Annotated in this window: 17 protein-coding genes; 6 read left to right on the forward strand and 11 right to left on the reverse strand. The window is 61.4% G+C overall.

Going from position 1 to position 20,655, the window contains the following annotated elements:
* Positions 1–3 precede the first annotated feature (3 nt).
* Entirely contained in the window at positions 4–162 is a 159-nt protein-coding gene (gene ccoS, locus RBB32_RS06420; RefSeq protein ID WP_306151877.1) for a cbb3-type cytochrome oxidase assembly protein CcoS, read from the forward strand.
* 254 nt (positions 163–416) lie between these two features.
* On the opposite strand, the gene RBB32_RS06425 is transcribed toward ccoS, so the two are convergent.
* On the reverse strand, positions 417–1,859 hold the full coding sequence (locus RBB32_RS06425; RefSeq protein ID WP_306151878.1) for a D-alanyl-D-alanine carboxypeptidase family protein: 1,443 nt from the start codon (positions 1,857–1,859) through the stop codon (positions 417–419).
* 339 nt (positions 1,860–2,198) lie between these two features.
* Here RBB32_RS06425 and RBB32_RS06430 point away from each other — a divergent pair, with 339 nt between their 5' ends.
* Positions 2,199–4,112, forward strand: coding sequence for a cytochrome c3 family protein (locus RBB32_RS06430; protein ID WP_306151879.1), 1,914 nt, complete (start codon positions 2,199–2,201; stop codon positions 4,110–4,112).
* 194 nt (positions 4,113–4,306) lie between these two features.
* On the opposite strand, the gene RBB32_RS06435 is transcribed toward RBB32_RS06430, so the two are convergent.
* From RBB32_RS06435 to RBB32_RS06445, 3 genes are read right to left on the reverse strand one after another with little or no spacing between them, the layout of a single operon-like run.
* Positions 4,307–5,233 carry a sterol desaturase family protein gene (locus RBB32_RS06435; protein ID WP_306151880.1) on the reverse strand — a complete coding sequence of 309 codons (927 nt, stop codon included), beginning with the start codon at positions 5,231–5,233 and terminating at the stop codon, positions 4,307–4,309.
* The gene (locus RBB32_RS06440; protein WP_306151881.1) at positions 5,230–5,622 is read right to left on the reverse strand and encodes a hypothetical protein; all 393 of its coding nucleotides are present in this window, start codon (positions 5,620–5,622) and stop codon (positions 5,230–5,232) included. Before RBB32_RS06440 ends, RBB32_RS06435 begins: the two co-directional genes overlap by 4 nt.
* Positions 5,623–5,682: 60 nt before the next feature.
* Positions 5,683–6,585: a DMT family transporter gene (locus RBB32_RS06445; protein ID WP_306151882.1), complete on the reverse strand. Its 903-nt coding sequence runs from the start codon at positions 6,583–6,585 to the stop codon at positions 5,683–5,685.
* A gap of 260 nt (positions 6,586–6,845) precedes the next feature.
* On the opposite strand from RBB32_RS06445, the gene RBB32_RS06450 reads away from it, so the two are divergent.
* The 3 genes from RBB32_RS06450 (at position 6,846) to gndA (ending at position 10,468) form a co-directional block, all read left to right on the forward strand.
* Positions 6,846–8,033, forward strand: coding sequence for an aspartate aminotransferase family protein (locus tag RBB32_RS06450; RefSeq protein WP_306151883.1), 1,188 nt, complete (start codon positions 6,846–6,848; stop codon positions 8,031–8,033).
* 33 nt (positions 8,034–8,066) lie between these two features.
* Positions 8,067–8,993, forward strand: a complete 927-nt coding sequence (gene argF / locus RBB32_RS06455; protein WP_306151884.1) for an ornithine carbamoyltransferase — start codon at positions 8,067–8,069, stop codon at positions 8,991–8,993.
* 74 nt (positions 8,994–9,067) lie between these two features.
* A complete protein-coding gene (gene gndA, locus RBB32_RS06460) occupies positions 9,068–10,468 on the forward strand; it encodes an NADP-dependent phosphogluconate dehydrogenase (protein ID WP_306151885.1) in 1,401 nt (466 codons plus the stop codon).
* Here gndA and RBB32_RS06465 read toward each other — a convergent pair.
* The 5 genes from RBB32_RS06465 to RBB32_RS06485 all read right to left on the reverse strand — a co-directional run bounded on the left by RBB32_RS06465 (position 10,465) and on the right by RBB32_RS06485 (position 16,070).
* Complete coding sequence (locus tag RBB32_RS06465; RefSeq protein ID WP_306151886.1) at positions 10,465–10,605, reverse strand: hypothetical protein; 141 nt, start codon at positions 10,603–10,605, stop codon at positions 10,465–10,467. The two genes, gndA and RBB32_RS06465, sit on opposite strands and share 4 nt — an antisense overlap.
* 157 nt (positions 10,606–10,762) lie before the next feature.
* A complete protein-coding gene (locus tag RBB32_RS06470; RefSeq protein ID WP_306151887.1) occupies positions 10,763–12,244 on the reverse strand; it encodes an inorganic phosphate transporter in 1,482 nt (493 codons plus the stop codon).
* Positions 12,245–12,340: 96 nt separating this feature from the next.
* The gene (locus tag RBB32_RS06475; RefSeq protein WP_306151888.1) at positions 12,341–12,799 is read right to left on the reverse strand and encodes an NUDIX hydrolase; all 459 of its coding nucleotides are present in this window, start codon (positions 12,797–12,799) and stop codon (positions 12,341–12,343) included.
* A 74-nt stretch (positions 12,800–12,873) separates the two neighbouring features.
* Positions 12,874–15,330 carry an ATP-dependent helicase HrpB gene (gene hrpB / locus RBB32_RS06480; RefSeq protein WP_306151889.1) on the reverse strand — a complete coding sequence of 819 codons (2,457 nt, stop codon included), beginning with the start codon at positions 15,328–15,330 and terminating at the stop codon, positions 12,874–12,876.
* A gap of 41 nt (positions 15,331–15,371) precedes the next feature.
* Positions 15,372–16,070 (reverse strand): DUF3108 domain-containing protein, encoded by a 699-nt coding sequence (locus tag RBB32_RS06485; protein ID WP_306151890.1) that lies wholly within the window; start codon positions 16,068–16,070, stop codon positions 15,372–15,374.
* Positions 16,071–16,160: 90 nt separating this feature from the next.
* Between RBB32_RS06485 and meaB the strand changes: the two genes are divergently transcribed.
* Positions 16,161–17,135: a methylmalonyl Co-A mutase-associated GTPase MeaB gene (gene meaB, locus RBB32_RS06490; RefSeq protein WP_306151891.1), complete on the forward strand. Its 975-nt coding sequence runs from the start codon at positions 16,161–16,163 to the stop codon at positions 17,133–17,135.
* An 87-nt stretch (positions 17,136–17,222) separates the two neighbouring features.
* On the opposite strand, the gene RBB32_RS06495 is transcribed toward meaB, so the two are convergent.
* Entirely contained in the window at positions 17,223–19,418 is a 2,196-nt protein-coding gene (locus tag RBB32_RS06495; protein ID WP_306151892.1) for a 3-hydroxyacyl-CoA dehydrogenase NAD-binding domain-containing protein, read from the reverse strand.
* Positions 19,419–19,443: 25 nt separating this feature from the next.
* A complete protein-coding gene (locus tag RBB32_RS06500; RefSeq protein ID WP_306151893.1) occupies positions 19,444–20,655 on the reverse strand; it encodes an acetyl-CoA C-acetyltransferase in 1,212 nt (403 codons plus the stop codon).

Here is a 20,655-nt window from a genome sequence, read left to right on the forward strand (position 1 = left end):
CCGATGACCATTCTCGCCTATCTCATTCCGATCTCGCTGTTTCTGGGGGGCTTGGGGTTGGTGTTCTTCGTCTACACCGTGAAGTCGAACCAATACGACGATCCCGAAGGCGATGCGCGCCGTATTCTAAGCGACGAATACGACGATCACCCCAAGCGCTGATTGGTTCGAATGTACAAGGGGGCTTTGCCCCCTCGGCCTGCGGCCTCACCCCTAGGATACTTGGAAAAAGAAGAACAAGGGTTTGTTAACCTTGGCGTGCCATGCTGTGAGGGCGGTACAGGCGGGGACGCCGATGACCGCAAAAGGAGAAAGCCGGTTCGCCGGTCGGGCGCGGGGGGCAAACGCCCCTGCGCCTTCTTCTTTTTGAAAGTATCCCGGGGAGTCGCCCGCAGGGCGACGGGGCAGAGCCCCAATCAGGCGCCGCCGCCGGGTTCGATCATGAAGCATGTCACCTGCTTGGCCTGCAGGCGGCGGCAGGCAAGATCGGCGGTTTCACGGGTCAGTCCCATGAAATTCGCGTCGAATCCCGCGCGCCGTTTGACCACCTTGCGCAGCGATCCGTCCAGTGTGCTCATCTCGTTCAGCGCCGTTTTCAACAGCACTTTGCGCGCCTTGTATTGGCTGGGGTAGCGGCCCACGTTGATGCCCCAATTCCGCCCGCCGGACGTGGAGAGACGGGTGACGACCTCCTGCACCGGGTCCTCGGCGGGTTGTTGGACGCTGGCCAGAACTAGATCCTCGGGGCGCGCCTCGGGCTTGACCTTTGGCAATACGGTGGCCCCGGCCTCGCGGGGTTGCTCAACGGCGGCGGCCAAATCGACGGCCTGCGCGGCCTTGATGGCCGCTTCGATGTCATCCTTGGCGGCGATCGCCACGGGGGCGGTCTCCGGCATCGGGCGGACCTGTGGGCGCAGGCTTTTCTTGACGGCTGCGGCGGCGACAAGGCGAACCTTCTTGCCGAAACCGCCGGGCGTGCCGCCGCCCACCTTGCCCATGTAGGCCGGGCGGCGCGGCTTGTGCACCGCCACGCGGCTTGGCGCCCGGCGAAAGCCGAGGTCCAGAAGTTCGGCCACCTTGGCGTTGCGGGTCGCGGTCGAGCGCCCGCCGAACACCGTGGCGATAATCCGTTCGCCGCCGCGTTCGGCGCTGGCCGTCAGGTTGAAGCCGGCGGCGCGGGTATATCCCGTCTTGATCCCGTCCGCCCCGCGATAATTGCGCAAAAGGCGGCGGTTGGTGTGATACACCTTCTTGACCCCGGCATTGGCCGAGATCCGCGAAAACAGGTTGTAATAGTCGGGGTAGTCATAAAACACGTGCCGCCCCAGAAGCGTCATGTCGCGGGCGGTGGACAGGTGGCCACTTTCGGTCAGGCCATGCGCGTTCTTGAAGGTGGTGCGCGTCATGCCCATGGCCTTGGCGGTGCGGTTCATGCGGCGGGCGAACTTGGCCTCCGAGCCTTCGATCGCTTCGGCAATGGCGGTGGCCGCGTCATTGGCCGATTTGACCGCCGCCGCGCGCAACAAGTACCGAAAGCGGATGGTCTGCCCCGACCGCAAGCCCAGTTTGCTGGGCGGTTCGCTGGCGGCGTGCTTGGAAATGCGCACCGGCGTATCAAGGCCGATCTCGCCGTTTTCGACCGCTTCGAAGGCGATGTAAAGCGTCATCATCTTGGTCAGGGAGGCGGGATGTAAGCGGGTATCGGCATTGCGAGAGTGTAAAACCTCGCCGCTGCGCGCGTCCATCACCAGTGCTGCATAGGGGGCCGCCGCTGCGCTGAGCGGGACGATGATCAACATCCAGATCGTCGCCAGGGCCACCAAACCCCAGCGGATCGGCTGACTGCTCCGAGCCTTCATGGAACTACTCTTTTTCTGCCTCGTTCGCCGCCGGTTATCCGACTGACTTTTAGATTATTAACATTGATCCTAGCACAGGGGCGCAGTCTTTTAAAGTATTCATTTTGAAGGAATTTATTGGATTTTGAACGACCGGAACCCAACATTTAGTGGCTTGGTGGGCATCGTCCGCTAAACTGTCGATTGTGGCGAGGATGTGGCGCTCGTCACCACCTTGCCCAAGGCTTCCCCGGCGTGTTCCGCGGACTGTCGTCTAATTTTCAAAAACCACCACTAAGACCCCGGCGAAACACCCAAGCGACCAAAGGGGGCGATGTGCGGTACTTTCTGTTTTGTCTGATGTTTTGGCCCACGATGCTTTCGGCGGCTGAGCATGACAAGCCGCATGCCACCCTTGCCGACATGGGCCTACCCGTCAGCACCGGCGCGACCCAAGGCTATGTGCCCGATGCGGTTTGCGCCGAATGCCATGCCGACAAGGCCGAAAGCTTTGCCGAAATGGGCATGGCGCGCAGTTTCTACAAACCGCGCCCCGAAACGGCGGTCGAGGATTTCGACGCTCTGCCCTTTTTCCATGAGCCCAGTCAGCGATATTACGAGATGGAACTGCGCGGCGAGGATTATTGGTTCACGCGCTACGGCAAGACCCCGGCAGGCGACAGGATCGACGTCTTTTCCACCAAGGTCGATTGGATATTGGGCTCGGGCAATCATTCGCGCATCTACCTGTACCAAACGCCCGATGGCGCGATGTTCCAGTTGCCGATCTCCTGGTACACGCAGGATAACATCTGGGCCATGGCCCCGGGGTATGAATTTCACGATCACAAAGGCGTTTTGCGCGCTGTCAGCAGGCGCTGTATGACCTGCCACAATTCCTATCCCGACTATGACGACGGCGAAGGGGTCGCCGGGCAACCGCAGCTTTTCCCGCAGGACATGCCCGAAGGGATCGGGTGCCAGCGTTGTCATGGCCCGGGGGCCGATCATGTCGAACAGGCCTATTCCGGTGCCTCCAGCCTTGAGGAGTTGCAAGCCGCGATCACCAACCCCGGCGATCTGCCGCGCGAGGACCTCTATAGCATCTGCTATGGTTGCCACATGCAGCCCACGGCCTCGATCAACGGCCAGCTTCGCCTTGGACGGGGGGAGTTTTCCTTTCGTCCCGGCCAGAACATACATGACGTCCTCGTGAAAATGGATATCGAAGACCCCGCCACGCCCGCGCCCAAGCGGTTCGAGATCAATCATCACCCTTATCGGATGGAACAAAGCGCCTGCTTTACCCAGACCCAGGGCGAATTGGGCTGCCTCACCTGCCACGACCCGCATGTAAAGGTCAAACCCGAGGATCGCGCGGCGCATTATCGGGCGGCCTGCCTGACTTGCCATGAAACCGATGGCGCGGGCCTGCCCGTGATGGCCAAGGCCAAGGCGCAGCATCCGCAGATTGCGCAGACCGACGATTGCACCGCCTGTCACATGCCCAAGCGCCGCACGCAGGATGTGGTCGAGGTTTGGATGACCGATCACAAGATCACCCGCCGGCCCGCCCCCAAGGCCAAGCGCCTTGCCCCGATCCAAAGCGAAAAGGTGCAGGTCGCGCGCATCTTCCCCGCGGACTCCGGGCAGGACATGCCCAAGGCCGAGCGTCAGGCCCTGACGTTGATGTCCGTGCTGGAATACACCGCCTACAAGGCGCCGGCGAAGGCCCGCAAGTTACACGCGCTTCTGGAGCGCGAAAACCTTGACCAGTTCGAGCCATGGCTGACCCTGCTCAATTCCTACGTGGCGCAAAAGGATTTTGCCGCCGCCGCCCGGATTGCCGATCACACGCTTTCGCTGGCCCCCGACAACCCCGGCGTTGTCAGCGCTGTTGCCGTCACGCGCTTTCGCACGGGCCAGCAGCAACAGGCCATCGCCATGCTGCGCAACTTGGTGTCGGCGCGGCCGGCGTTGGCTGAACCAAGGTTGAAACTGGGCAACTTCCTTGCCGTGACGGGGCAGGTGCCCGAAGCCGTGCAGCATGTCGGTAAAGTTGTCGAACTGCGCCCGAACCATTGGAAGGCCTGGACGCTTCTTGCCGGGCTGGAACGCGCCATGGGACAGCAGGAACAGGCGATCACGGCCTATCTCAAGGCGCTTGATATTCGGCCTGAATCGCATGGCGTGCGGCGCGCAACGGTGCGGGTGCTGGATGCCGCAGGCCGCAAGGACGAGGCGAAAAAGCATTTCCAGCGTTTGCAACGCTAGCGGGGTGATTGGTGGGATGGGGGCAGGGCGCATCATGCGTCAATCCTGCACGGGCAAGGGTTAACATCTGATTGATCTGGCGCGCGCTGATCGGCATCCGAGGGGTGATTTCGTACGACTCGTACGATATGCGCCCGGCCCCCTCGGATTTTCGTACGAAACTCGCGTACAAAACGTACAACTTGTACGTTTTGTCAAAAGCCGGGCGTGCCGCGTTTGTCGGGATGATGGGCCAGGTACTTGCGCTTGATCTCTTCGCTGGTGTCACGGCTCCCGTCATGGCTCCAACCCGGGGGCATGACGCAGTAGTTCAACCGGTCCCGCCAAGTGATCCCGGGTTGCGTGGCATCCTTGAAAATGCCCACCCATTCGTGAAAAGCCACGCGCACCGGGTTGAAGGTGCCAAGGTTGTGCACAAGGCCATAGTCAGGCTTTTCTTCTTCCAATTCAGGGACATAGGTGCCGAACAGCTTGTCCCAGACGATAAAGACCCCGGCGAAATTGGCATCCAGATAACGGGCATTGCGGCCATGATGCACCCGGTGATGCGAGGGGGTGTTCATCACCGCCTCGAACCACTTGGGCATCTTGCCGATGGCCTCGGTATGGATCCAGAATTGATAGATCAGGTTGAGGCCACCGCAGAACAGCACCATAGCCGGGTGAAAGCCCAGTAAAATCAAAGGGCTACGGACAATCATCATGAAGGTGAACGTCCCCGTCCAAGTCTGCCGCAGGGCGGTTGTAAGGTTGTAATGCTGGCTGGAATGGTGGTTCACATGGCTGGCCCAGACCCACCTGATCCGGTGGCCAAAGCGATGCACCCAGTAATAGCGCAAATCATCCAGCACGAAACACACCGCGATCACCCACCAGGATGTGCCAAGGTCGAGCGGCGTAAGTGCCCATAAAACCATGAAAAATCCGTAGGCGATGAAACCAAGCAACAGTCCCGAGGCCACGTTCCCCGCCCCCATGATAAGCGAGGTCACCGCATCGCGCGTTTCATAACGCCCGCCTTTGCCTTTCAGGGCGATCCAAAGCACTTCGATAAGGATGGCCGCGATGAAGACGGGCACAGCCCAGCTTACGACATCGGGAAAGGTGATCTGGTCTGTCATGCGGTTTGCTCCATCAGGCTGGGCCATTGGCTGGCCTCCTCCGCGTCCAACGTCAGGTGGATGCGCGGGGCTGTGTAATCGGGCAGGTCAATGCGCAAGCCCTTGTTCGTGCGGGAAATTTTTGCGCCGGTTAGGTGTCGTGCGGTGGTGTCGCTGCCCATGGGCCAAACCACGCCATGGCCTTTTTGCGTCTCGACAAGGGCGGCGTGGTGATCGTGGCTGAGGACGACGCGCTTGGGCGGGTCGTCGGGGAATTCTCCAAGCCAAGCGCGTTCTGCCGCCGCCTCGTCTGCCAAGGCAGCAGGCTTTGACCAGCCCATAACGTGCAAAAGCACCGTGATCCCCACGATGCCCAAGACCACCATCGGCAATAAGATATGCAGTGGCATGGCTCCTCCCTTGCGGGATTAAGCCAAATCGAGGCTGCCTTTGTCAAAGCTGGCGTTGCGTCACTTTCGCGGGGCGGGAAAGGGTGCGCGTACGCGCCCCTCTCGCCAGGCAAGAAGTCCCGCGCCGGTCAGGATGATGCACGCCCCAATGACCGACACCCTGTCCGGCACCACCCGGAACACCGCGGCATCGTAGATCGCCGCAAAAACCAGTGCGGCATAGAAGAATGGCGCGACAAAGCTGGCGTCGGCACGGGCCATGGCGTTGACGAAACAGGCCTGCGCCGCGGCCATGAGCACCCCGATCCCGGCAAGGGCTGCCCATTGCGCCGGGGTTGGGGCCTGCCAGACAAAACTGGCCGCGATCCCGGCGATACACAGGCCTATCGCGTTGTTTATAAACAGGATTTGCAGCGGCCCCTCCCAGCCGGAAAGCCGTTTGATCAGAATAAGTTCCGCCCCCAGGCACAGGGCCGAGCACAGCGCCAGAACCGCGCCAAGCTCAATCGCGTCGCCCCCGGGCCGGGTCAGCACAGCAGCCCCCGCCAAGGCAATCAGGGCGGCGCTCCATCGGACCGGGCCAACCTTTTCGCCCAACAGCGGGATCGCCAGAAGCATGCCGAAAACCGGGTTCAGAAAACTGATTGCCGTGGCATCCGAAAGTGGAATGAAGGCCGCTGCCGCGAACATCAGGGTCACACCGCCCCAGCCAAGCGCAGAACGGCCGGCGTGCAGCCCCAAATGGGGGCGGGTAAACTTCGGGCGAACAACTGCGATGGCGCCACAGATGGTCACCAGGGCAAAAAGGAATCGGCCAAAGCTGATTTGCAGGGCGTGCATCTCGGGGCCAAGAGCCCCTGTTCCAAGCGCCTTGGCCAACAGGGTTGTGCCCGCCAGGAAGGCAGCGGCAAGCACCGTGAGACTTGCGGCAAGTGTGGAATTCTGGGCGCGGGGCGTAAACATGGCCCATGCAGTGCGCCTTTTCACGGGTTGGGACAAGGCGAAAATGGCAATATGAAAAATGCCTTCCCTTGCGGCAAGGATCGCGCTACACCGCCGCCATGATCAAACCTGTGACATATTTCGAGACTCGACGCCGACGCACCCGCGCCTGACGTCCGTTACCCTTTGATCCATGGCGTATATCGCGCCACCAACCCCCCAATGATTGACTTAGCCTGTGCCATGCGGCACTCACAGGGCTTCTTGATAAGGATAAACCCATGATCCCGACTGTCCTTCCGACCTATAACCGTGCGCCTTTGACCTTCGTCAAGGGTGAAGGTAGCTGGCTGATCGAGGACGACGGACGCCGATTCTTGGATCTGGGGGCCGGGATCGCGGTGAATGCCTTGGGCCATGCCAACCCCGAACTTGTCGAGGCCCTGACCGAGCAGGCGGGCAAGCTGTGGCATACCTCGAACCTTTACGACATTCCGCAGCAGCAGGCGCTTGCAGATAAGCTGGTGGAGGAAACCTTTGCCGATACGGTGTTTTTCACCAACTCCGGCACCGAGTCATGCGAGCTGGCTGTGAAAATGGCGCGCAAGTATTTCCATGAAAAGGATCAGCCCGAGCGGGTTGAGATCATCGCCTTTGAAGGCTCGTTCCACGGTCGTTCGCATGCAGCGATCGCCGCGGCGGGTTCCGAGAAGATGACCAAGGGCTTTGGCCCACTGTTGCCCGGCTTTCAGCATGTGGCGTGGGGCGATCACGATGGCCTGAACGCGGCGATCAACGACAACACCGCCGCCATCCTGATTGAGCCTGTGCAGGGCGAGGGCGGTATCCGCCCGCTGCCCGATCAATGCCTGAAGGGGCTGCGGGACCTGTGTGATGAGCGTGGTATCCTGTTGATCCTTGACGAGGTGCAATGCGGCATGGGCCGGACCGGGAAGCTGTTTGCCCATGAATGGGCCGGGGTGGAACCGGATATCATGATGGTGGCCAAGGGCATCGGCGGGGGCTTCCCCTTGGGGGCTGTTCTGGCCACCGAAGAGGCGGCCAGCGGGATGACTGCGGGCTCCCACGGATCGACCTATGGCGGCAACCCATTGGCCTGTGCCGTGGGGGCCAAGGTGATGGAGATCGTGGCCAATCCCGCCTTCTTGCAGGAGGTGAGCCGCAAGGCAGGTCAATTGCGCCAAGGGCTTGAAGGCTTGGTTGCCGCGCATCCGGATGTATTCGAAGCTGTGCGCGGGCAGGGCCTTATGCTTGGCCTGAAATGCAAGGCGGCCAATACCGATGTGGTCGCGGCAGGCTACGAGGCGCAGGTCACCACCGTGTCGGCTGCCGATAACGTGGTGCGCCTTCTTCCTGCGCTGAATATCTCGGACGAAGATATAGACGAGGCCCTGAGCCGCCTTGATGCCGCCGCCACCCAAGTTGAACAAGCGATGCAAAAGGTCTGATCCGATCAGGGCCTTGAACCGAAAGACAAAGACATGAAAAGTTTCCTTGATATCCATAAAACCGATAGCGCCGACTTGCGGAAAATCATCGACAACGCGATTGAAATGAAGATCGCGCGTAAGGGCCGCCTGCGCGGGGCCTGTGATGACGACAAGCCGCTGGACGGCCATATGGTGGCGTTGATTTTCGAAAAACCGTCGACACGGACGCGCGTGTCTTTCGACGTGGGTGTGCGCCAGATGGGCGGGCAGACCATGGTGCTATCGGGGGCCGACATGCAATTGGGCCATGGCGAGACCATTGCCGATACCGCGCGGGTCCTGTCGCGCTACGTTGACCTGATAATGATCCGAACCTTCGATGAATCGGTTCTATTGGAGATGGCGGAATATGCCGACGTGCCGGTGATCAACGGCCTGACCGATCGCACCCACCCCTGCCAGATCATGGCCGATGTCATGACCTATGAAGAGCATCGTGGCCCGATTGCCGGGAAAAAGGTGGTCTGGTCCGGGGATGGCAACAATGTCTGTTCCTCCTTCCTGCATGCCGCGGGGCAGTTCGGATTTGACCTTACGTTTACAGGGCCGTCGCAACTTGATCCCGAGGATGAGTTCATCGGGCTGGCCCGTGGCAAGGGCAGCGCGATTCAGATTGAGCGTGATCCGGTGAAGGCTGTCGAAGGCGCTGATCTGGTGGTGACTGATACTTGGGTCAGTATGCATGACAGCCAATCCACCAAGGAGCGCCGTCATAACATGCTGCGCCCTTATCAGGTGGATGAGCGGTTGATGGCGGCGGCCAAGCCCGATGCCCTGTTCATGCACTGCCTGCCCGCGCACCGCGAGGACGAGGCGACCAGTGCGGTGATGGATGGCCCGCATTCGGTGATCTTTGACGAAGCCGAGAACCGCCTGCATGCGCAAAAGGCGATCATGCGGTGGTGTTTGGGCGTGTGACGTCCGCCGTGCGATGGCTTGCACATGCAGGCCATTCCAGTAGGCTGAACCCGTGATCGCTAACAGGGGCTGATATGCCAAAGGCACAAATCGGGGTTTACGGGCTTGGCACCATGGGCAGCGCGCTGGCGCTGAACATGGCCGAGCACGGGTTTGACGTGGCGGTGACCAACCGCGAGGTTGAGTGGATTGCACCTTTTGTCGATGAGGCGGGGGCGCTGAAGGACAAGCTGCTTGCGCATGACACGCTTGAGGGGTTTGTGCAGAATCTGGTGACGCCCCGGGTGATCCTGTTCATGATTCCGTCGGGGGCGCCGATGGATGCGATGATCGAGGCGGTGACCCCCTTGTTGGAGCCGGGCGATACGATCATCGACGGCGGCAATGCGAATTTCCATGACACCCGGCGGCGGACCGCGGCCTTGGCCGAGAACGACATTCACTTCGTCGGCATGGGCGTGTCGGGCGGTGAAAAGGGCGCGCGCTTTGGCCCGTCGATGATGGTGGGTGGCAGCGATCATAGTTGGCAGCAGCTTCGCCCGATCCTGCGCGAGATCGCGGCCCGGTTTGAAGATGATCCTTGTGTCGATCACCTTGGCCCGGATGGGGCAGGGCATTTCGTCAAGACGGTGCATAACGGCATCGAATACGCCGATATGCAGATGATCGCCGAGATTTACGGGCTGATGCGCCATGGCAAGGCGCTTGCACCCGCGGAGATTGGCGGGATTTTCGCGGAATGGAACAAGGGCGCGCTCAAATCCTATCTTGTCGAGATCACGGGCAAGGCGCTGCAATACGATGACCCGACCACCGGCCACCCGATGGTAGATGTGATCAAGGATGCGGCGGGCCAGAAGGGCACAGGCCGCTGGACCGTGGTTGAGGCCGTGCGAATGGGACAGGCCGCCAATACGATCGAGGCCGCCGTGGGCGCGCGTAGCTGGTCGTCGGAAAAGGAAACCCGCCAGACCGCCGAAGGTGTTCTTGGCGGGGCCTGTCATGCGCTTGATCTGTCGCGTGAGACTTTGGCCGATGCTTTCCTTGCGGCGCGCATTCTTGGTTATGCGCAGGGCTTTCGGATTTTGGAGGCCGCCGCGCGGGAATATGACTGGCCCTTGGATTACGCGCGGATTGCCGAGATTTGGCGCGCGGGGTGTATCATCCGGTCGGCCCTTTTAGACGATATTTCCGAGGCTTTTCGCGGGGAGCTGCCTGCCGGGCAATTGATCCTTGCGCCGCGCTTTGCGCAGATGCTGGCGGCCAGTATCCCGGCGCTGCGCGAGGTGGTGGCCGGGGCGGTGCAAGGCGGGCATGCGGTGCCCGCGCTGTCGGCTGCTCTTGCATGGTACGACACCATGCGGCAGGGGCACGGGACGGCCAACATCATTCAGGCGCAGCGTGACTTCTTTGGACACCACGGCTTTGAACGGCTTGGTGAGACCGGCAAGCACCACGGGCCTTGGTGGGATTAGCGCACCGAGAAATCCAAGGCGGCAGGGCTACTGGCCCAACCGTGCAGCGCGTCGATGAAGGCCGACAGGATCGCCGACCAATGGCTCTCATGCTGCCCGGGATTATCCAGAACCAGACGAACGGCACGCTTGCGCACGTCCGGGGAATACGTGTTCGGTGTATCGCTTATGATGATCCATCCTGCTCAAAAGTTGGAGCCTCCGGCAAACCCGCCGCGGTTCATTAAAGCGTTTCGCTCAATCTTTGCACGCGTTCCGCCTTTCGCTGATGCTTCAGGTTAAAGGCGGAACGCTTTAGGCCAGTGTCGAGTTGATCAATAGGAAGATAACCGCCGACATAAAGGCGGCAGCGGGGACCGTGATGACCCATGCCGCGACGATTGTCATGAAGTGACTGCGCCGGACGAGTTTGCGGCGGCGGCGTTCCTCGGCGGGCAGCACCTTGGGTTTGCCAGCGGCCACGCGACCGTTACGCAGGCGGCGCTCCATATGCCATTCGCGGAAGAAGCCCACGCCGAACACCCCGCCCACGGCGATATGGGTAGAACTGACCGGCAGGCCCAGCCATGAGGCGACGATCACGGTGATCGCTGCGGACAAAGCTACGCAGTAGGCGCGCATCGGATTCAGTTTCGTGATCTGGCTGCCGACCATGCGGATGAGTTTCGGACCGAAGAGAAAGAGGCCAAAGGAAATCCCGAAGGCCCCGATCACCATGACCCACATCGGGATAGATACCGTGCCTGCCGCAACGCCGAATTCGCTGGCGTGAACGATGGCGGCAAGGGGACCCACGGCATTGGCCACGTCATTGGCCCCGTGGGCAAAGGACAGAAGTGCCGCCGAGAAGACAAGCGGCAGGCCGAACAATACCTTGAGAGATTTGTTGCGGTTTTCCATACCTTCGGATTGCCGGCGGATCAGTGGGCGGGTCAGGGCCCATGTCGCAAGACCGATGACCAGGCCGATAAGCAGGGCGGTTTGCAGGTCGATCGTGATGATCCTCTTCAATCCCTTGAGCGCAAGGTAGGAGGCAAAGGCCCCGGCCATGATCCCCACGAGGATCGGCACCCAAGTTCGTGCGGCTGCGATCTTGTCGTCGCGGTAGATGATGCGCGATTTGATGAGGGCAAGAAACAGCGCGGCAATCACACCGCCCAAGACGGGCGAGATCACCCAACTGGCGGCGATCTTGCTCATGGTGGGCCAGCTCACGGCGGCAAACCCTGCCGCCGCGATCCCCGCGCCCATCACGCCACCCACGACAGAATGGGTCGTCGAGACGGGGGCGCCAACCTTGGTTGCAAGATTGACCCAAAGCGCGGCGGAAATGAGGGCGGCCATCATGGCCCCGATGAAAACGCGCGCTTCGGATACGCTGTCGGGGTCGATGATGCCTTTGGAAATGGTCGAGACCACGTCGCCCCCGGCCAAAAGCGCACCGGCGGATTCACAAATGGCGGCGATCACGATCGCGCCGCCCATGGTCAGGGCGTTCGCGCCTACGGCAGGGCCCATGTTGTTGGCCACATCGTTGGCCCCGATGTTGAGCGCCATGTAGGCACCAAAGACCGCAGCCGCGACCACGACCATGTTGCCGGGGTAGCTGCCAAAGAAAATCGCGGCCCCAAGGCCCGCGACGAATATGAAGACAAGCGCAAGACCCATACCGATAAGCGGGCGCGAGACATAGGACGTCGCGTATTCCACTTGCGAGATGCGGTTGAGGTCTTTGTCCAGTGTTTTCCACTGGTTCGATTCAGGCGTCTGTGCCATGCAAGCCCCCTCCCCGATAGCGCGTCTGCGGCACAGCGCTAGTGCGTCTGAAGAGCTTTATCAATGCATGGCCGTCGTAATATCGTTACAAAACGGTTACATTTGCCTAAAAATCGACTGTAGGCCGGGCTCGTCCACCATCTGGGCCGCCTCGGCAGGCGTGACCCATTCGCGGGTTCGCTCACGCGCTTCGGGAAAAATGTCGATGATCTCGGTCACGTCCATCTTGTATACTTGGACGTGGACCGGTGTAACGTACCCATCGTCAAGGCGTTTGTCATAGGCATAGCTTGCCATTGGGTGATCTGCAGTCTTGGCGGATTTTACGCCAGCCTCTTCCCAGGCTTCCAATTGCGCGGCCTCAAGGGCGGTTTTGCCCTCCATCAGCCAACCTTTCGGCAGCACCCAGCGACCGGTGTCGCGGCTGGTGATCAAAAGAACCTCGGGTCCATGCGGCCCTTCGCGCAGGCACAGGGCCGCCACCTGACATTCAGGGGGGCGTCGCAACAAGGGTTGGACCATTTCGGTCCATGCTTTCTTAATTCCTTCGGTCATTTGAACGTCTGTGCCTGCTCAAGGTTAAGTTTTTATTATTGTTTCAATATATGGGGATAGTTCGAAAATGCAAATTACCGGCCCTTGCGCGGCTTTGCACGCAGGGTCGGGTCGGCCTCGGTCGGGTCTTCGGGCCATGGGTGTTTGGGGTAGCGCCCGCGCATATCCTTGCGCACATCGGCGTAGGAATTGGCCCAGAATCCCGGGATATCCATCGTGGTTTGCACCGGCCGCCCGGCAGGCGACAAAAGCGTGACCCGAAGGGCCGTGCGTCCGACCATGGGGTGCGATGTCTGGCCGAACATCTCCTGCAGGCGAAGCGAGATTTCGGGGGTCTCACCGCTGTAATCAATGGGGATACGGCGGCCCAAGGGCGTGGTGAAATGCGCCGGGGCCGCGGCATCGACTTGCTGCATCTGATCCCATGTCAGGCGGGCGCGCAGGGCGTCGAGCATATCGAACCCCTTCCAATCCTGCGCAGTTTTCAGCCCTGCCAGATGCGGCAAGAGCCAGTCTTCCAGAGTCTCAAGCAAAGCGTCTTCGCGCATATCGGGCAGGGTGCCGCCACCATCGCGCACCAATTCCACCCGCGCCACGAAGCGGCGTGCGGCGTCGCTCCAATTCAGGCCCAGATCGCGTACACCGTCCAGCATGGCAAGGGCGACTTGGTCGGCGGGGGCGTCCTTCCAGATGCGATCATCAAGAACAACCTGGCCCAGACACTCCCGCTTGCGGGAAACAACGCGGCGTTCGCGTCTGTCCCAGGCGCAGGTTTCGGTCCAAGCGATTTGATCCCAGAACAGTGCGCGCAAGTCCGCTTCGGAGATTTGAATGGCTTGCCTGATACGCGCCTCGCGCGGGTTGCCGTCCAGATCGGTGGCAACGATGAGGCGGGCAGCGGCAAGATCATCGTCCTGTGGCAGGATCGCGCCCTTACCGCCAGAGAGAACGAAACGCGGTTCGTTACCGTTGCGCCGAAGGCCCACACGGTCCGGGTAGGCGAGCGCCGCCATGGCGGCGTCGCTTAGGCCGGTGTCGTCTGTTGCCTTGGCTTGCGCGCGCAGGCGCTTGGCCTCGGAGCGGATGCGCTCAATGGCACCGCGATTGGCGGGCCATGGGTGCCGGTCAGCATAGGCCCTTGGATCGCGCAGAGCAGACAGGCGCAGCGACAGGTCCACCGGCGCGCCACGCGATAGCGGATCACGATCCGCCAGAAGCGCCGCAAGTGTTGCGGCCTCGGGACCAGCCACCGCCAGCATATGCGCCAAGCGTGGGTGCAGGGGCAGGGTGGCCAGTGCCTTGCCATGTGGCGTGATCCGGTTTTGATCGTCCAATGCACCGAGCATCCGCAAGAGCGCCTGTGCCTCGCTATAAGCACCTGCATTAGGCGGTGTGAGAAAGGCCAAATCCTCGGGCGCTGCCCCCCAAAGCGCCAGTTCAAGCGCCAAGCCCGACAGGTCGGCGGCTTCGATCTCGGCAGGCGGGTAGGCCAAAAGCGCGCCTTCTTCGCCCTTGGTCCAAAGCCTGTAGCAGGTGCCTTCGGCCACACGCCCGGCGCGGCCCGCGCGCTGTGTGGCCTCGGCGCGGGTGACTTTTTCGGTGACGAGGCGCGACATGCCGGAGCCGGGATCAAAACGCGCGCGGCGCGCTTGGCCACCATCCACCACAACGCGGATGTCCTGAATGGTCAGAGAGGTTTCGGCGATGGAGGTGGCCAGAACGATCTTGCGCCCTTCTTCCGCCGGGGCGATCGCCGCGCGTTGTTTGGCAAAATCCATTGCGCCGAACAGTGGGTGCAGCTGACTATCGGGGGGAAGCTTGCCTTGTAGCAGGGCCTCGACCCGCCGAATTTCCCCCTCACCCGGAAGGAAGACCAGAACGCCGCCTTCGGTTTCCGATACCGCCTGTGCCACCAGATCGGCCACGGCCTCTTCAAGGCGGCGCTGCTTGGGAACGGGGCGGTCAAGCCAACGGGTTTCAACCGGGTAACTGCGTCCTTCGGAGGTGATGACCGGCACATCGCCCATGATTGCCGCGACAGGTGCAGCATCCAACGTGGCGGACATGGCCAGCAGGACCAGATCATCGCGCAGGGCTTCGGCCACCTCAAGGCACAGGGCGAGACCTAGATCGGCATTGAGGGATCGCTCGTGAAACTCATCGAAGATCACCGCGCCGATGCCCGGAAGGTCCGGGTTTGACTGCAACATCCGGGTAAGGATGCCTTCTGTGACCACTTCGATGCGGGTGGATTTCGAGACCTTCGCTTCCCCCCGAACGCGGTATCCCACAGTCTCGCCCGGCTGTTCGCCCAAGGTTTTCGCCATGCGTTCGGCTGCGGCACGGGCCGCAAGCCTGCGCGGCTCCAGCATCAGGATGCGGGACTCGGCAAGGCCCGCGTTGAGTATCTCAAGGGGCACCACGGTTGTTTTGCCAGCCCCGGGCGGGGCTTGCAGTACGGCGCGACGATGGGCTTTCAAGGCCTCAAGCAGCGGTGCGATAGCGTCGTGGATGGGCAAACGGGTGGTCATGCCCGCGTTATCGGCGATGCGCCGGGGATTTTCCATAGGCCCTAGCGGCGAAGTAAAACCGCCTTGCCGTATTTGGTTTGAATATCCACCCGGGTGGCCAGCATATCGCCTGATTTGGCCTCGTAGTGCACGGTAAAGGGAATGCGGCGCTCTTTCCTCTCGGACGCGGTATAGCCGGACAGGCGGCGATATTCGCCGGCACATGTTACGCGGTCTTGCTTGGGTCTTGGACTGCCAAGCGATAGCCGGGCATGCCGGTGCCCGTCATAGACATCGCGCCTGAACCGACACAGACCGTCGCGGGGTTGGTCGCGCAGAATCAGGTAAAGTGCAGTCAGCGGGTCAAGCGCATTGCGCAGGCCGCTGGTATCGGCGGGGGTGGCGTGGCTGTCAGGGTCGCCCGAAATCAATCTTGGTGGTTTGCCTTCGAACCTGACTTTCACATCGGTAAAGCGTTTGCCGTCGTTGATGGTTTCGGAATACTGACCGGGGGTATGATCCTGCCCGGCCACCCGCCCTTTTACTGAAACATCGCCGCGCATGCGTTTCAGGGCTTTGACGATACCTGTTGTCCTGAACCGGGAACGGGCGGCATAGCTGCCGTTCGCTTGGGTTCCGGCAATCGTCACCTCGCCGATCTTGGCGCCGATCAGGTGCACGTCATAAAGAATGGCGGTTTTTTCCTGTGCCGCCACAGGCGCCGCAAGCATCCACAAGACAAGACCAAGGCACTTTCGCATCACGCAGGCTTCCGCAATAGGGGGCGGTCTGGACATTCGCCAGCCACCCAAGGCATAGGGAGGGGACCAATCGAACATCGGGCCGCTTCCATGGACATTGCACAACTCAGCGACAAAATAATCAAGGGGGATCGGCGTGCCCTTTCCCGCGCGATCACCCTGATCGAAAGTGCGCGTGCCGATCATCGTGAGCAGGCGACCGAGCTTTTGGAGCGGCTAAAGGACTCGAACCGACAGGCAATCCGCGTCGGGCTGTCGGGGACGCCGGGTGTCGGTAAATCCACGTTTATCGAGAGCTTCGGCATGATGCTGACGGGGCAGGGCCTGCGTGTCGCGGTTCTGGCGGTTGACCCCAGTTCGGCACGGTCGGGCGGCTCGATCCTTGGAGATAAAACGCGGATGGAGCGGCTAAGCCGTGACCCCAATGCCTTTATCCGCCCCTCGCCAAGCCAATCGCATTTGGGCGGTGTCGCCCGGCGCACGCGCGAGGCGGTCGCGGTTTGCGAGGCCGCGGGGTTTGACGTGGTTTTGATCGAAACCGTGGGCGTGGGCCAATCGGAAACCGTTGTGGCCGAGATGTCGGACCTCTTCGTTCTGCTTCTCGCGCCCGCGGGCGGGGACGAGTTGCAGGGCGTGAAACGCGGCATCATGGAGATGGCCGATATCATCCTTATCAACAAGGCCGACGGCGATTTGAAACCGGCGGCAACGCGGACCTGTTCGGATTATTCCGGCGCCTTGAGGTTACTGCGTAAGCGACCGCAAGACCCGGTAGGTTTCCCCAAGGCGATGATGGTTTCGGCACTTGAGGAAGAGGGGTTGCGCACCGCTTGGGATGAAATGACATCGCTGGTCGATTGGCGGCGCGAGACCGGGCATTTCGATGGACGCCGGGCAGAGCAGGCGCGGTACTGGTTCGAAGAAGAGGTCAAACAGCGGCTATTGGCCCGCCTGCGAACGCCGGAGGCACAACAGGCCATGGGCGAGGCTGCTGATGCAGTGGCCGAAGGTGCGGTGACACCAGCGATCGCGGCGCAGCGGTTGTTGCAGGGGTTGGCGGAGTGATCGCCCTGTAATTTCGGACGAAAGTAATCCCGGACGAAAAAAGCGCCCCAATCCGGGGCGCTTTGTTGTTCGTGGGGTCTGCTTGGCTCAGGCGGCTTGCGCCTCGTTGCCAAAGCGGCGGTAGAAGCTTTGATTTTTCTCGGCCATCTCGCGTAGCAAGTCCGGGCAGGTGAACCGCGCGCCATGCGCCTCGGTCAGTTGATCACAACGCTCGGCGGCATAGGGGCTGCCGATGATGTCCAACCAGCTGAAAGGCCCGCCCGACCACGGCGCAAAGCCCCAAGCAAGGATCGCGCCCACGTCGCCCTCGCGGATGTCTTCAAGCACACCTTCCTCCAGGGCGCGGACGGCTTCGAGGACTTGGGCGAACATCAGGCGGTGCTGCACTGCGATCAGATCGGGCTGTTCCTCGGCATGGGGGTATTTTTCCTCCAGACCGGCCCAATAGCCTTGCCGCTTGCCCTTCTCGTCATAATCGAAGAAGCCAGCGTTCGCCTTGCGGCCCAAGCGCCCTTCGCCTTCCATCCAGAAGATCACCTCATCGACGGCCGCATCGGGATAGTCATCGCCCATGGCCTCTTTGGTGGCGCGGGCGATCTTGGCCCCCAGGTCAATCGAGGTTTCATCGACCAGTTGCAGCGGCCCCACCGGGAAGCCCAATTGGCGTGCCGCATTGTCGATGAGCGCAGGGGCTACCCCCTCGGCCACCATCCGGATACCTTCGTTGATGTAAGGGATGATGCAGCGGTTGCAGTAGAAGAAGCGCGCATCGTTCACCGCGATCGGGGTTTTCTTGATCTGCCGGACATAATCAAGCGCCTTGGCCACGGCGCGCGGGCCGGTTTCCTTGCCCTTGATGATTTCCACCAGCATCATCTTCTCAACCGGTGAGAAGAAGTGGATGCCGATGAATTGCTCCGGCTTGTCGGAGGCCTTGGCCAGTTCGGTGATCGGTAGGGTCGAGGTGTTGGTGGCAAAGATGCAATCATCGCCAACGACCTCAAGCACCTTCTTGGTCACCTCGGCCTTCACGCCGGGGTCTTCGAACACCGCTTCGATCACCAGGTCACAGCCTTCGAGCGCGGCGTAATCGGTGGTTGCGGTAATGAGATCGAGGGTGTTCTCTTTCTTCTCCTCGGTCGCCTTGCCGCGTTTGATGCCCTTATCCATGTAATCGGCGGTGTAGGATTTGCCCTTGTCGGCGGCGTCTTGTTTCTGGTCGATCAGGACAACCTGCATTCCGGCCATGGCCGAGACAAGCGCGATGCCCGCGCCCATCATGCCCGCGCCCATGACGCCGACCTTCTTGACGGTCTGCTCCGGCACGTCGGGGCGATTGGCCCCTTTTTCGAGCGCTTCCTTGTTGATGAAAAGCGAGCGGATCATGGCCGAGGACGAGGGGTTCATCAACACGTTGGTGAACCACCGCGCCTCGATTTTCAGGGCTGTGTCGAAGGGGACAAGTGCGCCCTCGTAAACCGCCGAAAGCAAAGCCTTGGCTGCCGGGAAGGCCCCTTGGGTTTTGCCGTTGACCATGGCCGAGGCACCCACGAAGGTCATGAATCCAGCGGGGTGATACGGCGCGCCGCCGGGCATCTTGTAGCCCTTCTCGTCCCACGGTTTGACGAAACTTGGTTCGGACAGGACCCACTCCTTGGCCTTGGCGATAAGCTCGTCCGCTGGCACGACCTCATCCACCACACCGGCGGTTTTGGCTTTCTTGGGGTCGTTGAGTTTCCCTTCGAGCAGCAAAGGCGAGGCCCCCATGGCGCCCAGTTTGCGCACCAGCCGCGTCGTGCCGCCTGCGCCGGGAAAGATGCCGACCATGATCTCGGGCAGGCCGATCTTGGCCTTCGGGTTGTCGGCGGCGAAAATACGGTGGCAGGCCAGCGGGATTTCAAGGCCGATGCCAAGCGCCGTGCCGGGCAGGGCGGCGGCAATCGGTTTGCCGCCCTTGTTCTTGTCGTCCATCCCGCCGCGTTCGATCTTGCGCAGGATGGAATGCATGTTCATCAAGCCATCCATCAGGCCTTGTGCCGGGTTGTCACCGGCCATTTCCTTCATCTTGGCGATAACGTTCAGGTCCATCCCGCCAGCAAAGGAACCCTCCTTGCCGCTGGTGATCACGATGCCCTTGACCGCATCGTCGGCCAGTGCGTCGTCAACAAGGTCTTCCAGAACCGGCCATGCCTCCATCGACATCACGTTCATCGACTTGCCGGGCACGTCCCAGGTGATAACGGCGACGCCATCGGCGCCTTTTTCCATGGTGAAATCAGTCATGTCTCAATCTCCTGTTCGTGGCGCCTTACACGCGCTCGATGATCGTCGCGGCACCCATGCCGGATGCGATGCAGAGCGTGGCAAGGCCAACCTCTTTGTCGGTCCGCTCAAGCTCGTCCAGCAACGTGCCGATGATGATCGCACCGGTGGCCCCCAGGGGGTGCCCCATGGCGATCGAGCCGCCGTTGACGTTCACAAGGCCGGGGTCGACATCAAAAGCCTGCTGAAAGCGCAGAACGACCGAGGCGAAGGCCTCGTTCACCTCGAAAAGATCAATGTCCGATATCGCCATGCCGCTGTCTTTCAGCGCCTTTTGCGTGGCAGGCACCGGGCCGGTCAGCATGATCGTGGGGTCGGTGCCGATCTTGGTGGTCTGACGGATGCGCGCGCGGGGGGTAAGCCCCCACTTTTCGCCGAACGCCTTGCTGCCGATCAGCACCCCGGCGGAGCCATCGACGATGCCCGAGGAGTTCCCGGCGTGGTGGATGTGGTTGATTTTTTCCAGATGCGGGTACTTCAGCTTGGCCACGGCATCAAAGCCGGGCATCACCTCGCCCATCTGCTGGAAGCTGGCATTGAGGCTGCCAAGCGCCTGCATGTCGGTGCCCGGGCGCATGTATTCATCATGGTCGAGGATGGTCAGGCCGTTCTGATCCCTGACCTCGATGATCGACTTGGCAAAGCGCTTGTCGTCCCACGCGGCGGCGGCGCGCTTTTGACTTTCCACGGCCAAGGCATCGGCGTCATCGCGGCTAAAGCCGTATTCGGTGGCGATGATATCGGCCGAGATACCTTGCGGGACGAAATAGGTTTCCATGGCAACGCTTGGGTCCACGGCAATGGCCGCGCCGTCACTGCCCATGGCCACGCGGCCCATCATCTCGACACCACCGGCGATATAGGCCTCACCGGCGCCGCCCATCACTTGGTTGGCGGCAAGATTCACCGCTTCCATGCCCGAGGCGCAGAAGCGGTTGATCGCCAGGCCGGGGATCGACTCGTCCAGGTCCGAGGCCAGAACGGCCGTGCGGGCAAGACAGCCGCCTTGCTCCATCACCTGGGTGACATTGCCCCAGATCACGTCTTCGACGGCATGACCTTCAAGGCCATTGCGGTCTTTCAGAGCGTTCAAAACTTGGGTCGAAAGCCGAACGGCGGTCACCTCGTGCAGGGCACCGTCTTTGCGGCCCTTGCCGCGCGGGGTACGAACGGCGTCGTAGATATAAGCGTCGGTCAT

Origin of the sequence: Roseovarius sp. MMSF_3281, from assembly GCF_030733685.1 — a bacterium.
GTDB lineage: Bacteria > Pseudomonadota > Alphaproteobacteria > Rhodobacterales > Rhodobacteraceae > Roseovarius.